The organism is Streptomyces nidicola (assembly GCF_050106155.1).
Classification (GTDB): Bacteria; Actinomycetota; Actinomycetes; order Streptomycetales; family Streptomycetaceae; genus Streptomyces.
In genome coordinates this window covers 3,420,069-3,435,162 of record NZ_JBNBPI010000001.1, presented here as the reverse complement: position 1 = coordinate 3,435,162, position 15,094 = coordinate 3,420,069, and the positions used below count along the sequence as shown (strand labels likewise).

Sequence of the window (15,094 nt, the reverse complement as noted above, 5' to 3'; positions counted from 1 at the left end):
CACATGCCTGCGGGCAAGGCGGTGGCGATCGCGGCCATGCCCACGGCCGTGCTCATGGGACTTGGTCTGACGCCGACGCTCGCGTCGGCGAAGGACAACCCGACGAAGTTCTCGGTCGATGACTACAAGGCGTGCGCCGACGCCATCGACGCGAACAAGGACGACGGGTCCGACGAGGCCAAGGACGCCAAGGACAAGGCCAAGGAGTCGGCGAAGCCGACCCCGACGCCGTCCGCCTCGGCCTCGAAGGACGGCTCCGAGGAGAAGAAGGAGAAGGCGACCCCGACTCCTTCGCCGTCCGCCTCCGGGTCCACGGACTCCGACGACAAGTCCACCGGGGATTCGGCCACGCCGTCGCCCTCGGCTTCGGAGACCAAGAACCCGCTGGACCCGCTGGGTGTCGGCGACGCCCTGAAGAAGGCGTTCACGCCCGACGACAAGGAGTCCGAGAGCGCGACTCCTTCGCCGTCGGCGTCGGAATCCTCCGGCGGCCTGCTCGGTGGCACCACCGACAAGGTGGGCGACACGGTCAAGGACACGACCGGGTCGGTCAAGGACACCACCGACAAGCTCGGCGACACGGTCAAGGACACCACCGACAAGGTCAAGGACACGACCGACAAGGTGGGGGACGCGGCCAAGGACGCGACCAAGAACGTGGGCAACCCGCAGGGCTCCGGCGATGTGCCGGACAACTGTCCCGCGGCCACGGACGCGTCGGGCGCCGACGAGGACACCCCGGCCCAGCTTCCGGACAAGACCTGGAAGCTGGAGGCCAGTTCGCTCCTGCTCAAGGGCGCGGACTACAAGGGCCTGGTGGACGTCCGGATGGCCGACGGGTCGACCAAGCGCGTCATGAAGTACATCATCTCCAAGGGCACGGACATCGGTGATCTGCACCAGATCGCCCCGGGCCCGGACGGGAAGTTCTTCCACATCCGTTCGGACAAGGGCTCCACGTCCACCATCCGTGACGGGCAGACGACGATGTACACGGAGGAGCTGTCGGGCAATCTGTTCGGGCTCGTTCCGCTGACGTTCAACGCCAAGAACCCGCCGCCGCTCAACCTGCCGACCCTGTTCTTCACGAACGTCAAGGTCACGCAGGCCTCGCAGTTCGGCGGGACCCTGCACGTGCCCGGTCTGCACACCACGGTCGAGGACAGCTGACCGTAGTCCCAAGGCCCGTTCGGGAGCCGCACATGACGAAGGGCGCCCCCCTCAAGGGGGGCGCCCTTCGTCATGCGCTCGGGCCGGTGGCCGAAGGCGGTGCGGCGGCGCGTCAGTCGCGCTCGCCGCCGCCCAGGTGGTGCACCCGGACCATGTTGGTGGTGCCGGGGACGCCGGGGGGCGAGCCGGCCGTCATGACCACGGTGTCGCCGTCGTTGAAGCGGTTGAGCTTCACCAGCTCGGCGTCGACGAGGTCGACCATCGCGTCCGTGGAGTCCACGTGCGGGACGACGTGCGCCTCGACGCCCCAGCTCAGCGAGAGCTGGTTGCGGGTCTCGTCGTCCGTGGTGAACGCGAGGATCGGCTGGGCCGCGCGGTAGCGGGAGAGCCGGCGGGCCGTGTCACCGGACTTGGTGAAGGCGACCAGCGCCTCGCCGCCCAGGAAGTCCGCGATCTCGCACGCGGCACGGGCCACCGAACCACCCTGCGTACGCGGCTTCTTGCCGGGCACGAGCGGCTGCAGGCCCTTGGAGAGCAGCTCCTCCTCGGCCGCCGTGACGATCTTCGACATCGTCTTGACGGTCTCGATCGGGTAGGCGCCGACCGAGGACTCGGCCGACAGCATGACCGCGTCGGCACCGTCCAGGATCGCGTTCGCGACGTCGGAGGCCTCGGCGCGCGTGGGGCGCGAGTTGGTGATCATCGACTCCATCATCTGGGTCGCGACGATCACCGGCTTGGCGTTGCGGCGGCACATCTCCACGAGGCGCTTCTGCACCATCGGGACCTTCTCGAGCGGGTACTCGACGGCGAGGTCACCACGGGCCACCATGATCCAGTCGAAGGCCGCGACGACGCCCTCCATGTTGGCGACGGCCTGCGGCTTCTCGACCTTGGCGCCGACGGGGACCCGGCGGCCCTCCTCGTCCATGATCTTGTGGACGTCCTTGACGTCGTTGGCGTCGCGCACGAAGGACAGGGCGACCATGTCGCAGCCCATCTTCAGGGCGAAGCGCAGGTCCTCGATGTCCTTCTCGGACAGGGCCGGGACGTTCACCGCCGCGCCGGGCAGGTTGATGCCCTTGTGGTCGGAGATGACACCGCCCTCGATGACGACCGTCTTCACGCGCGGGCCGTCGACCTCGACGACGCGCAGCTCGACGTTGCCGTCATTGATCAGGACCTGGTCGCCCTTGGAGACGTCGCCGGGCAGACCCTTGTAGGTCGTGCCGCAGATCGACTTGTCCCCGGGCACGTCCTCGGTGGTGATGGTGAACTCGTCACCGCGCACCAGCTCGACGGGGCCCTCGGCGAAGGTCTCCAGGCGGATCTTCGGGCCCTGGAGGTCGGCGAGCACACCCACGGCGCGGCCCGTCTTCTTGGCGGCGGCGCGAACACGGTCGTAGCGACCCTGGTGCTCGGCGTGGGTGCCGTGGCTGAAGTTGAATCGGGCCACATTCATGCCGGCCTCGATCAGCGAGACGAGCTGCTCTTCGGAGTCGACGGCGGGGCCCAGCGTGCAGACGATTTTGGAACGGCGCATGGGGGCGATCCTATCGGTTTGTTTCGCTACGGAATATTCCGTCTGGTGGAATCTACAAATGGGCGGGTGGGCGCTCAGTCGTTGCGGTTCTGTACCAGGGCGTAGGTCTGCTGCGCGATCTCCAGCTCCTCGTCGGTCGGCACCACTGCGACGGCCACACGGGCGTATTCGGGGGAGATGAGCCGCGGTTCGTCGGAACGTACGGAATTGAGCTCTCCGTCGACCGCGAGGCCCAGCTCCTCGAGGCCCGCCACCGCAGCCTCGCGCACCGGCGCCGCGTTCTCGCCGACCCCGGCCGTGAACGCGATCGCGTCCACCCGGCCGAGCACCGCGTAGTACGAGCCGATGTACTTCTTCAGGCGGTGCACGTAGATGTCGAAGGCGAGCTTCGCCTCCTCGTCGCCCTCGTCGATGCGGCGGCGGATCTCCCGCATGTCATTGTCCCCGCACAGCCCGATCAGGCCGGACTTCTTGTTGAGCAGGTCGTCGATCTCGTCCGCCGACATCTTGGCAACGCGCATCAGATGGAAGATGACGGCCGGGTCGACATCTCCCGAACGCGTACCCATCACGAGCCCCTCAAGCGGGGTGAGACCCATCGATGTCTCCACGCACCGCCCGCCGCGGACCGCCGACGCGGAGGCGCCGTTGCCCAGGTGCAGCACGATGACGTTGACGTCCTCGGGCTGCTTGCCGAGGAGCGCGGCCGTCTTGCGGGAGACGTACGCGTGCGAGGTGCCGTGGAAGCCGTAGCGCTGGACGCGGTGCTCGTCGGCCGTCTTCACGTCGATCGCGTAGCGCGAGGCCGACTCCGGCATCGTCGTGTGGAACGCCGTGTCGAAGACGGCGACCTGCGGCAGGTCGGGGCGGAGCGCCTGGGCGGTGCGGATGCCGGTCAGGTTCGCCGGGTTGTGCAGCGGCGCCACCGGGATCAGCCGCTCCACCTCCTTGAGCACCGCGTCGTCGATCACGGTCGGCTGCGTGAACAGCTTGCCGCCGTGCACCACGCGGTGGCCGATCGCGGCCAGCTCGGGGGAGTCCAGGCCGAGCCCGTCCTCGGTCAGCTCCGCGGCGACCGCCTTGAGCGCCTCCTCGTGGTCGGCGATCGGCCGGTTCTGCTCACGGCTCTCGCCGCCGCCGGTGAGCGGCGTGTGCTTCAGGCGGGAGGTCTCCTCACCGATCCGCTCGACCAGGCCGACGGCGAGACGGGAGTGATCCGCCATGTCCAGGAGCTGGTACTTCACCGACGAGGAGCCGGAGTTGAGGACGAGGATGCGAGTCGCTGTCACGGGTACTGCTTTCGGTGGTGGTGGGGGGGAGTTCAGTTGGCGGGCGTCTGGGCCTGGATCGCCGTGATGACGACCGTGTTGACGATGTCCTGCACGAGCGCGCCGCGGGACAGGTCGTTGACCGGCTTGCGCAGGCCCTGGAGGACCGGTCCTACGGCGATCGCGCCGGCCGAGCGCTGCACGGCCTTGTACGTGTTGTTGCCGGTGTTGAGGTCCGGGAAGATCAGCACGCTGGCCTGGCCCGCGACCTCGGAGTCGGGCAGCTTGGTGGCCGCGACGGTCGGCTCGACCGCGGCGTCGTACTGGATCGGCCCCTCGATCTTCAGGTCGGGGCGGGCCGCCTTGACGATCTCCGTGGCCTCGCGGACCTTGTCGACGTCGGCGCCGGAGCCCGAGGTGCCGGTGGAGTACGACAGCATCGCGATCCGCGGCTCGACGCCGAACCGGGCGGCGGTGCCGGCCGACTGCGTGGCGATGTCGGCGAGCTGCTGGGCGTTCGGGTCCGGGTTCACGGCGCAGTCGCCGTAGACGAGGACCTTGTCGGCCAGGCACATGAAGAAGACCGAGGAGACGATCGCGGCGTCCGGCTTGGTCTTGATGATCTCGAAGGCGGGCCGGATCGTGGCGGCCGTGGAGTGCACGGAGCCCGACACCATGCCGTCGGCGAGGCCCTCCTGGACCATCAGCGTGCCGAAGTAGTTCACGTCGGCGACCACGTCGTGGGCCAGCTCCGGGGTGACGCCCTTGTGGGCGCGCAGCGCCGCGTACGCGTCGGCGAACCGTTCCCGCAGCGCCGAGGTCTGCGGGTCGATGATGTCGCTGTCGGCGAGGTCGACGCCGAGGTCGGCGGCCTTCTTGCGGATCTGCTCGACCGGGCCGAGCAGCGTGAGGTCGCAGACGCCGCGGCGCAGGAGTACATCGGCGGCGCGCAGCACACGCTCCTCGGTGCCCTCGGGCAGCACGACGCGGCGCTTGTCCGAGCGGGCCTGCTCCAGGAGCTTGTGCTCGAACATCATCGGCGTCAGGCGGTCGGAGGACGGCGCCTGGATGGTCTTCAGCAGGCCGGCCGTGTCGACGTACTTCTCGAAGACGCCGAGGGCGGTCTCCGCCTTGCGCGGCGTCGCCGCGTTCAACTTGCCTTCCATGGCGAAGAGTTCGGCCGCCGTGGGGAAGGAGCCGCCGGCCACCGCGATGACCGGGGTGCCGGGCGCGAGGCGCTCGGCGAGCTTGAGGATCGCCTCGCCGGGCCGCTCGTTGAGGGTCAGGATCACGCCCGCGATCGGCGGGGTCCCCGCACTGTGCGCGGCGAGCGCGCCGACGACCAGGTCCGCGCGGTCGCCGGGCGTGACGACCATGCAGCCGGGGGTCAGGGCGTTGAGGAAGTTCGGCAGCATGGCGCCGCCGAAGACGAAGTCGAGGGCGTCGCGGGCCAGCCCCGAGTCGTCGCCGAGCAGCACCTTGCCGCCCAGCGCGTGGGTGATCTGGGCGACGGTCGGCGCGGCGAGCGCGGGCTCGTCGGGCAGCACGTAGCAGGGCACCGGCAGCCGCCCCGCGAGCCGCTCGTTCACCTCGTCCCGGTCCGCCGGAGCCACGCGGTTGACGACCATCGCGAGGACGTCGCAGCCCAGGCCGTCGTAGGCGCGGTAGGCGTTGCGGGCCTCGGCGCGGACCGATTCCTCGGTCTGCTTCTTGCCGCCGACGACCGGGATCACGGAGGCGCCGAACTCGTTGGCGAGGCGGGCGTTGAGCGCCAGCTCGTCCGGGAGCTGGGTGTCGGCGAAGTCGGTGCCGAGCACGAGCACGACGTCGAAGTCGCGGGCCACCTGGTGGAAGCGGTCGACCAGGCGCGAGACCAGCTCGTCCGTGCCCTGCTCGGCCTGGATCGCGGAGGCCTCGTGGTAGTCGAGGCCGTACACCGTCGCCGGGTCCTGCGACAGCCGGTATCGGGAGCGCAGCAGGTCGAAGAGCCGGTCGGGGCCGTCGTGGACGAGCGGCCTGAAGACCCCCACCCGGTCGACCTGACGGGTCAGGAGCTCCATGACCCCCAGCTCCACGACCTGGCGGCCGTCGCCGCGATCGATCCCGGTCACGTACACGCTGCGCGTCACGCGTGCTCTCCGTTTCCCTCGTGGTTCTTCTCGGTCGAACCCGACTTGTACGGTCGATCGAACCCGGCTCATCCGGGTCGATTCGGTCTCTTTCGGTTCAAAAAAAGGCGCGCAATGAAAGCCGTGCCCCCTTGACAATACCTCTGGCGGTGGCTAGGTCGCCCGCCGGACAGAAGGCCTTTTCCCCTGGGTCCAAGTGCCCATCGAACCCCTGTCGAAGCTCCCTGCACAGTCGAGCGCGAGCGCGTCCCCTCCGAGAGCGTGGAACAATCGACATCGCTCACCGACGTACCAGTAGCGAGCAGGAGACACAGCACGATGCGTATCGGAGTTCTCACCGCAGGCGGCGACTGCCCTGGCCTGAACGCCGTGATCCGGTCGGTCGTGCACCGAGCCGTCACGCACTACGGCGACGAGGTGCTCGGTTTCGAGGACGGCTACGCGGGGCTGCTCGACGGGCGCTACCGCCCGCTCGATCTGAACGCGGTCAGCGGCATCCTCGCCCGTGGCGGCACCATTCTCGGCTCCTCCCGCCTGGAGCGCGACCGGTTCCGGGCAGCCTGCGAGAACGCCAAGCAGCTCGCTGAGGAGATCGGCTTCGACGCCCTCATCCCGATCGGCGGCGAGGGCACGCTCACGGCGGCCCGGATGCTGTCCGACGCGGGCCTGCCGGTCGTCGGCGTACCGAAGACGATCGACAACGACATCTCCTCCACCGACCGCACCTTCGGCTTCGACACCGCCGTCGGCGTCGCCACCGAGGCGATCGACCGGCTCAAGACGACCGCCGAGTCGCACCAGCGCGTCATGGTCGTCGAGGTCATGGGCCGGCACGCGGGCTGGATCGCCCTGGAGTCCGGCATGGCCGGCGGCGCCCACGGCATCTGCCTGCCCGAGCGGCCCTTCGACCCGGCCGACCTGGTCAAGATGGTCGAGCAGCGGTTCGCGAACGGCAAGAAGTTCGCCGTCATCTGTGTCGCCGAGGGCGCTCACCCCGCCGAGGGCACCATGGACTACGGCACGGGCGCGATCGACCAGTTCGGCCACGAGCGCTTCCAGGGCATCGGCACCGCGCTCTCCTACGAGCTGGAGAGCCGCCTCGGCAAGGAGGCCCGCCCGGTCATCCTCGGCCACGTGCAGCGCGGCGGCACCCCCACCGCGTACGACCGCGTGCTCGCCACCCGGTTCGGCTGGCACGCCATGGAGGCCGTGCACCGCGGCGAGTTCGGCAAGATGACGGCGCTGTACGGCACCGACATCGCGATGGTGCCGCTCGCCGAGGCGGTCACCGAGCTGAAGACGGTCCCGAAGGACCGGATGGACGAGGCGGAGTCGGTCTTCTAGGTCCGCGGCACAGCCCTTACGGATGCCGGATCCTGGACCAGAACTCGTCCAGGATCCGCTCCAGGAACTGCCGCCCCGCGTCCCCCGACCCGGAGGACGTGCCGCCGCCCCAGCTCAGCGTGGCGGCCATCAGCGCCTGGTACTCCAGGTGCATCTCGTGCAGTACGTCCTCCAGCTCGCGGCGCTGCACCGGCACGAGCCGGGAGATCGGCCGCACCGACCCCTGCCAGCGCGTCCGCGCGGCGTCCCGCAGCAGCTCCGCGAGGTGCGCGTCCCGCCCGGTCACGGTCGCGAGCGCGCGCGGGGTGAGCCGCAGCGCCTCGGCGAGCGCCGTCGACTGCCGGTCGTTGCCCTGCCAGTCGCCGGTCTCCTCCATCCGCAGATACGAGTGGATCTCCAGGCCCACGGAGCGGGCCACGTCCTCGGGGGCGAGCCCCAGCGCGAGCCGGTGCTCGCGCAAGGTCCGGGGCACACCGATGAGTTCGCTCGGTGAGCACCACAACGCCCCGGCGAGCGCGGTGAGTTCACCTGACGTCGGGGCGCCCTCGCCGCGTTCCCAGGCGATGACGATCTCCGGCGTGATGTGGGCGATCCCGTACGAGGCGCGCATGCCGTACGCGACGTGCCCCGGCGCCATCCCGAGCGCTTCTCGCAGGCGCCGGGCGGCGGGGGCGTTGAAAGGTGGTGTCGGCTGGTTGGGCGTGGCGTGGGGCTGCACGGGCACAAAGTAGGGGGTCACGGGGCGTTTGGCTACGGTCTGTGCGTCCCGCGTGACAACTTGGTACCTGTTGACGGAACTTGTGGCCCGTCCGCCTCATGCACATGGACGAGACGGGTCACCCCTTCACCGCGCCGCCCAGCGCGAAACCGCCGCCGAAGCGCCGCGACACCAGGACGTACAGCAGCACCACGGGCGTCGAGTAGATGATGGAGAACGCGGCGAGCTGCCCGTACACGACGGTGCCCCGGTTGCCGAAGAAGTCGTTGATGCTGACCGAGGCCGGCATCTGGTCGGGGGAGAGCAGCAGCATGAACGGGACGAAGAAGTTCCCCCACATCATCGCGAACGAGTAGACGGTGACGACGGCGACGCCGGGCCCCATCAGCGGCAGCACGATCCGCACGAGCCCCTGGAAGGTGTTCGCGCCGTCCGTCCAGGCCGCCTCCTCCAGCTCCTTCGGCACACCGTCCATGAAGTTCTTCATCAGCCATACGGCGAACGGGAGTTGGGAGGCGGCGAAGAAGTAGATCGTGCCCGCCATGGTGTCGATCAGGTTCACCTGGACGAACAGCGCGTAGACCGGGACCATGACCGCCGTGATCGGCAGGCAGGTCGCGAACAGCGTCGTCGTGAGGAACGGGTTGTTCAGGCGCGAGCGGTAGCGCGAGAGCGGATACGCGGCCAGCGCGGCGCAGCCGACGGTGAGGGCCGTCGCGCCGCCGCACAGGATCAGCGAGTTGAGCAGCGGGGTGAAGGTGACGTCGGGCTTCAGGACGTCGTCGAAATTGCCGAACGTCAGCTGCGAGGGCCACTTCACCCGCAGATTCGCGTCCGCGTCGACCGACGACAGGACGACCCAGGCGAGCGGCAGAATGAAGGTGAGTGCGACGAGGAGCAGCGCCGCGTCCGCCGAGAGTCGTCTACGGACACGGGTCCTCATCCGTCTACGGATACGGGTCTTCACTCAGTCCTCCGTACGCAGCAGACGCATGTAGACCAGCGAGAACAGGGAGCCGACCACGAGCAGCAGCAGGGCGACCGCGGTGCCGTAGCCGATCATGCTCTTCTGGAAGGCCTGCTCGTACATGAACAGGGGCAGGGTCTGGCTGTCGTTGCCGGGCCCGCCGCGGGTCATCACCCAGATCAGGCCGAAGACCGACAGCGTCTGCAGCGTGTTCAGCATCAGGTTCGTGCCGATGGAGCGGCGGATCATCGGCAGCGTGATGTGCCACAGCCGCTGCCAGGCGTTCGCGCCGTCCACCTGGGCGGACTCGGTGACCTCCGTGGGGATCTCGGCGAGCGCCGCCGAGTACACGAGCATCGAGAAGGCGGTGCCGCGCCACACGTTCGCGAACGACACGGCCAGGATGGGAAGCGTGAACAGCCAGTTCTGGTGCGGCAGTTGGAGCCAGTCGAGGATCGCGTTGAGGGTGCCCTCGCGGCGGAAGAAGGCGTACATCAAGAAGCCGGCGACGACCTCCGGCAGCACCCACGCCGTCACCACGACCGCCCCGGTGACCGTCCTGACCGGCTTCGACGCGCGCTGCATCAGAGCCGCGAGCGCGAGCCCCAGCGTGTTCTGGCCGACGATCGACGACAGGAGCGTGAAGACGAGCGTCAGCCAGACGGCGTTCAGGAACGCGGGGTCCTTGAACGCCGCCGTGAAGTTGTCGAAGCCGACGAAGGACGACTCCGCCTGCCCGGTCAGCTGGAGATCCGTGAAGGCGATATAGGCGCAGTACGCGATCGGGCCCGCGAGGAAGAGGGCCATGAGGACGGTCGCCGGGGCGATCGGTACGAGCCGGAAGGCGGTTCTGCGACGGTTCACTGTGGCGCGGCCCTCTCCCTGAACTCCCGTACGGCTAAGGCTTCTTGACAACCTTCCCGTCCGACGCCGTCTTCACCTGCTCGTCGTACGTCGATGCCGCCTTGTCGACCGAGGCGTCCCCGGTCGTCACCGACTCCATCGCCTCCTGGATCGCCGTGGAGACCTTCGGGTACGCGGGGTAGGCCGGGCGGTAGTGGGTGCTCGCCACGAGGTCCGTGAAGAACTTGATGCCGGGCTGCGCCTTCACGTACGCGGGGTCCTCGGCCACGTCCTTGCGGACCGCGATGCCGGAGTTGGCGATGTACCAGCGCTTCGCGTTCTCCTTGGTCTGCATCGTCTTGATGAAGTCGAAGGCCAGGTCGGGGTTGGCGGACTTGGCCGGGATCGCCCAGGTCCAGCCGCCGGACATGGAGACCTTGCCGGGCGCCTGGCCTTCTTGCGTCGGCATGTGGGCGAGACCGAGCTTCTGCGACCACTCGGGCCACTCGTGCCCGCTGCCCTTGATCCAGTCCTGCGGCAGCCAGGAGCCGTCGAGGTTGATGCCGAGCTTGCCCTCGGGGAGCAGCTCGCCGCGCACCTGCGTGGGGAAGTTCGGGTCGAGGGAGTCGGAGACGTCGGGGCCGAGCTTCTCCTTGGAGACCGTCTCCACGAACCTCAGGCTGTCCTTGAACGCCTTCGAGCCCGTGACCCACTTGCCCGAGGCCTTGTCGTAGAGCGGGTCCGCGGTCCCCGCCCCGGTCCCGTACAGGAGCATCTGGAAGCCCTGCATCGTCGAGGCCTCACCGGCCGGCTTTCCGGTGTAGACGTTCAGCGGGGTGACGCCGGGGACCTTCCGCTTGATGGTGCGGGCGGCGTCCAGGACCTCGTCCCAGTTCTTCGGCTGCCAGGGCAGCTCGATGCCGGCCTTCTTCAGGATCGCCTTGTCGTACCAGAGGCCGCGGGTGTCGGTGCCGTCCGGGACGCCGTACGTCTTCCCGTCCCGGGCCTTCGCCGCGGTCTTCGCCGTGTCGATGAACTGGCCCCAGTCCGACCACTTCCCCAGGTAGGAGTCGAGGGGCTTCAGGTAGCCGCTGGCGATGTCGGAGTTGATGAGGAAGGTGTCCTCGTAGACGAGGTCGGGGGCCGTCCTGGGGGAGCGCAGCATCTGCTGGAGCTTGGTGTAGTACTCCGCGTCCGGCGCCTTGATCGGGACGAACTCCACCTTCTTGCCGGGGTTCGCCTTCTCGAACTTCTTCTTCATCGCGGCCAGGTAGTCGTCCATGACCTTGACCTTGTTGTCCGTGGACTGCTTGAAGGACACCTTGATGGTGTCCGAGTCGCTTCCGGAGCCGCCGCCGCACGCGGTGAGCGTGGCGGCGGCCAGGAGGACGGTGGCGGTGAGGAGCGGGGCGGTGGGGCGCACGGGCACGACCTCCTACGGAGCATCGCGGGCTTCGTTGCCTCGCGGGGCTGCCCGTGAACGTAAGGGCGGTGCCGATCAGGGTCAATGGGTCTGCGAGGGAGCGAGTTCCGGATTCGCTACTTAGGTAAGGCTAAGCTAAGTTAATCTTCGGGTGGCGTCGCAACGCCCCGTCCGTGAAGGAGATTGACGCAGCATGCCTCGAATCACGCCCAGGATCCGCCGTTCCGCGGCCGTCGCCGTGGCCCTCGTCGCGGGCGCCGCGACGGCCCCCGCCGCGCACGCCGACACCCACGCCGCGGAATCCGCCTCCGCCTCCGCCCCCGTCACCAAAGGCCTCTACCAGTCGGCGTACTCGGAGCGGAACCACGCTCTGTGGACCACGTCCGCGGTGGGCCGTCCACCGGTGACCACCTCCGCGCTGACCAAGCTCGACCCGGTCACGCTCAAGGTCGAGGCGACGTACACGCCGCCGGTCACCGACGCCGCCACCGGCGCCGTCGAGGCGGTCTACGGCATCGCGGTCGACGACGAGCACAACACCGTGTGGGTCACCAACACCCGCGACAACACGGTCGCCGTCTACAGCCAGAAGAACGGCGCCCACCTCGCCACGCTCCCGAATGTCGCCCACGCCCGCGAGGTCGTGGTGGACGAGAAGCGCGACACCGTGTGGGCGAGCGGCTTCGGCGACGGCAGCGTCGTGGGCTTCGACAGCCGTACGTTCGCCGAGAAGAAGCGCGTCACCGTCGAGGGCGCGGGCCCGACCGGCCTCGCCGTGAACGAGCGCACGGGCACGGTCTACGCCGCCGACATGACCAACGACCAGCTGATCGAGGTCACGCGGAAATCCACGAAGCCGCGGCTCATCCCGGCCGGCGACGGACCCCTCTCCGTGGCCCTCTCGAAGAACGGCCGCACCGCCTACACCGCCGACAACACCGCGGGCACCGTCTCCGTCGTCGACCTGGACAAGGGGCTGGTCACCAAGTCGGTGCCGACGGGCGCGGGCACGCTGTCCGTGGCCGCCGACGACCGCTCCGGCAAGGTCGTCGCCGTCAACCGCACCGACGCGACCGCCACCGTCGTCGACCCGCGCAAGGGCTCCGTCGTCAAAACGGTGAGCACGGGCGCCAACCCCAACCACGTCGAGATCGCGCGCGGCACGGCGTACGTGGTGGACAAGTCGGGTACGGGTCCTGCGGGCGAGGACACGCTGACGCGCTTCCGCGTCCGCTAGCTCTCCCGCTCGCCGGGCCGGGTTACTTCCAGGTGTAGACGAGCTCCGGGCGCCCCACCTGCCCGTACTGCGGACTGCGTACGGCCCGCCCGGAGTCGACCAGGTGCTCCAGATAGCGTCGGGCCGTGATCCGCGAGATGCCCACCGTCTCCGCGGCGGCCGCCGCCGTCAGGCCCTCGGGCGCCTCACGCAGCGTGTGCGTGACCCGCTCGAGGGTCGGCGCGCTCAACCCCTTGGGCAGCGCGGCGGGCGCCGGCGAGCGGAGGGTCGCGATGGCCCGGTCGACCTCGTCCTGCCCGGACGCCTCGCCGGTCGTCGCGCGGTACTCGGCGTAGCGCACCAGACGGTCCCGCAGCGTCGCGAACGTGAACGGCTTCAGCACGTACTGCACGACCCCGAGCGACACCCCCTCCCGGACCACCGCCAGATCGCGCGCGGACGTGACCGCGACGACGTCCGCCTGATGCCCGGCCGCGCGCAGCGAGCGGGCGAGCGAGAGCCCGTGCCCGTCCGGCAGGTGCAGGTCGAGCAGGAGCAGGTCCACGGGGTTGCGGTCCAGGAACCGCCTGGCCTGCGCCGCCGAGTGCACCTTGCCCACGGCCGTGAAACCGGGGACCCGGCCGACGTACAGCGCGTGCGCGTCCGCAGCGACGGGGTCGTCTTCGACGACGAGCACCCGAATGCCGCGGTCGAGGTCACTCATGGGGTTCCTCCGTATCCAGCCCCGCCGGCGTTTGAGGCGCGGGGTCCGGGGCAGAGCCCCGAGTCCTCGGCCCCGGACGGGGTTACGGCCGCGGGGCTCCGCCCCGGACCCCGCTGCTCAATCGCCGCAGGGGCTTGAATGATCGGTACCCGCACCGTGAACTCCGCCCCGCCCTCGGCCGACCGCCCAAGGTCCAACACCCCACCACACCGGGCAAGGGCCTGCCGCACAAGGGCCAGCCCGAGCCCCCGCCCACCCGCCCCGGAAGGCTTCGGCTTCGTAGACCACCCACGCTCGAAGACGGAGTCGACATGCGCCGGATCGACCCCCGGCCCCGTGTCCGACACCCGCAACAACAGGACGTCGTCCCCGGTCCGCGCCGTGACCGTGACCCGCGCACCGGGCGACCCCTGCGCCGCGTCCACCGCATTGTCGACGAGGTTGCCCAGCACGGTGACCAGATCACGCGCCGGCAGCACCTGCGGCAGCAGCCCGTCGTCGATCCGCGTATCGGCCGACACCACCAGCTCCACACCGTGCTCATTGGCCTGCGCCGCCTTGCCGAGCAGCAGCGCGGCCAGCACCGGCTCGTGCACCGCGCCCACGACCTGATCGGTCAGCGCCTGCGCCAGCTCCAGCTCGGCGGTCGCGAAATCCACGGCCTCGTCCGCCCGCCCCAGCTCGATCAGCGAGACGACGGTGTGCAACCGGTTCGCCGCCTCGTGCGCCTGCGACCTGAGCGCCCGCGTGAACCCCCGCTCGGAGTCCAACTCGCCCATCACGGCCTGCAGTTCGGTGTGGTCCCTGAGAGTCACGACCGTGCCGCGCCGATCCCCGCTCGCCACCGGCGACGTATTGACGACCACCACACGGTCGACCGTCAGATGCACCTCGTCGACCCGCGGCTCGGCGGCCAGCAGCGCACCGGTGAGCGGCGCGGGCAGCCCGAGCTCGGCGACGGACCGCCCGACGACGTCGTCCCCTTCCGCGACACCCAGCAGCACCCGCGCCCCGTCATTGATGAGCGCGACCCGCCGCTGCCCGTCCAGCATCACGAGCCCCTCGCGCACCGCGTGCAGCGCGGCCTGGTGATAGGCGTGCATCCGGCTCAGCTCGCTCGCGTTCATCCCGTGCGTGTGCCGACGTAGACGAGCGTTTATGACGTACGTACCAATACCCCCGAGCACCAGCGCGGCGAGCGCGACCCCTGCCACGGCCAGGACCTGCCCCTGCGCCTGAGCGGTGATGACATCGATCGTGATGCCGGCGCTGACGAGCCCGACGACCCGGTGCCGCCCCTCGTCGTACACGGGCGTGACCACCCGCACCGAGGCCCCGAGCGTCCCCGTGTACGTCTCCGAGAACGTGTGCCCCTTCAAGGCGGGCCCGATGTGCCCGAGGTAGCGCTCCCCGATCTGCCGCTCGTCGGGATGCGTCCAGCGGATTCCGTCCGGATCCATGATCGTCACGAAGTCGACACCGGTGTGCCGCTGCACTTCGCGCGCGTACGGCTGGAGGGACTCGGTCGGATCCACGGCGCCCGAGGCCGCCTCCCGCACGGACCGCGCGTCCGCGACGGCCCGCGCCGTCGCCGTGGCCTGGCGCCGCGCGCTGTTCTCCGCCTGCCCCCGGTCACTCACATACGTAAAGAGCGCACACCCCGCCACCACGACGGCCACCAGCACGACCTGCATCGCGAAGAGCTGGCCCGCCAGGCTGCGGGGACGGGGGAGACGCATGCGGAACAGT

The 15,094-nt window shown here is 69.6% G+C and carries 12 protein-coding genes; 3 read left to right on the top strand and 9 right to left on the bottom strand.

The features are described 5' to 3' along the window. The first annotated feature begins 3 nt into the window (after positions 1-3). Positions 4-1,170, top strand: a complete 1,167-nt coding sequence (locus ACOKM3_RS15505) for a hypothetical protein (RefSeq protein ID WP_426900874.1) — start codon at positions 4-6, stop codon at positions 1,168-1,170. A 112-nt stretch (positions 1,171-1,282) separates the two neighbouring features. On the opposite strand, the gene pyk is transcribed toward ACOKM3_RS15505, so the two are convergent. From pyk to pta, 3 genes are all read right to left on the bottom strand, one after another. Then, positions 1,283-2,713 (bottom strand): pyruvate kinase, encoded by a 1,431-nt coding sequence (pyk, locus tag ACOKM3_RS15500; protein ID WP_328632369.1) that lies wholly within the window; start codon positions 2,711-2,713, stop codon positions 1,283-1,285. Positions 2,714-2,787: 74 nt separating this feature from the next. Then, positions 2,788-4,002, bottom strand: a complete 1,215-nt coding sequence (locus ACOKM3_RS15495; protein WP_426900872.1) for an acetate kinase — start codon at positions 4,000-4,002, stop codon at positions 2,788-2,790. A gap of 32 nt (positions 4,003-4,034) precedes the next feature. Then, complete coding sequence (pta, locus tag ACOKM3_RS15490) at positions 4,035-6,110, bottom strand: phosphate acetyltransferase (protein ID WP_426900870.1); 2,076 nt, start codon at positions 6,108-6,110, stop codon at positions 4,035-4,037. A 318-nt stretch (positions 6,111-6,428) separates the two neighbouring features. Between pta and ACOKM3_RS15485 the strand changes: the two genes are divergently transcribed. Further along, on the top strand, positions 6,429-7,454 hold the full coding sequence (locus ACOKM3_RS15485; RefSeq protein WP_266714235.1) for an ATP-dependent 6-phosphofructokinase: 1,026 nt from the start codon (positions 6,429-6,431) through the stop codon (positions 7,452-7,454). Positions 7,455-7,470: 16 nt separating this feature from the next. Here ACOKM3_RS15485 and ACOKM3_RS15480 read toward each other — a convergent pair whose 3' ends face one another. From ACOKM3_RS15480 to ACOKM3_RS15465, 4 genes are all read right to left on the bottom strand, one after another. Beyond that, positions 7,471-8,172 (bottom strand): helix-turn-helix domain-containing protein, encoded by a 702-nt coding sequence (locus tag ACOKM3_RS15480; RefSeq protein ID WP_426900868.1) that lies wholly within the window; start codon positions 8,170-8,172, stop codon positions 7,471-7,473. A 118-nt stretch (positions 8,173-8,290) separates the two neighbouring features. Further along, complete coding sequence (locus tag ACOKM3_RS15475) at positions 8,291-9,115, bottom strand: carbohydrate ABC transporter permease (RefSeq protein WP_426900866.1); 825 nt, start codon at positions 9,113-9,115, stop codon at positions 8,291-8,293. 24 nt (positions 9,116-9,139) lie between these two features. Then, positions 9,140-9,946, bottom strand: a complete 807-nt coding sequence (locus ACOKM3_RS15470; protein WP_426906801.1) for a carbohydrate ABC transporter permease — start codon at positions 9,944-9,946, stop codon at positions 9,140-9,142. A 91-nt stretch (positions 9,947-10,037) separates the two neighbouring features. After that, positions 10,038-11,405, bottom strand: coding sequence for an ABC transporter substrate-binding protein (locus ACOKM3_RS15465; protein ID WP_426900864.1), 1,368 nt, complete (start codon positions 11,403-11,405; stop codon positions 10,038-10,040). A 193-nt stretch (positions 11,406-11,598) separates the two neighbouring features. Here ACOKM3_RS15465 and ACOKM3_RS15460 point away from each other — a divergent pair, with 193 nt between their 5' ends. Further along, positions 11,599-12,642 carry a YncE family protein gene (locus ACOKM3_RS15460; protein ID WP_426900862.1) on the top strand — a complete coding sequence of 348 codons (1,044 nt, stop codon included), beginning with the start codon at positions 11,599-11,601 and terminating at the stop codon, positions 12,640-12,642. Positions 12,643-12,664: 22 nt separating this feature from the next. Here the strand turns inward: ACOKM3_RS15460 and ACOKM3_RS15455 are convergent, their stop codons facing one another. Together ACOKM3_RS15455 and ACOKM3_RS15450 are read right to left on the bottom strand one after the other, a co-directional pair. Continuing rightward, positions 12,665-13,345, bottom strand: coding sequence for a response regulator (locus tag ACOKM3_RS15455; RefSeq protein WP_426900860.1), 681 nt, complete (start codon positions 13,343-13,345; stop codon positions 12,665-12,667). Further along, a complete protein-coding gene (locus ACOKM3_RS15450) occupies positions 13,342-15,084 on the bottom strand; it encodes a sensor histidine kinase (protein ID WP_426900858.1) in 1,743 nt (580 codons plus the stop codon). Before ACOKM3_RS15450 ends, ACOKM3_RS15455 begins: the two co-directional genes overlap by 4 nt. Positions 15,085-15,094: the final 10 nt, after the last annotated feature.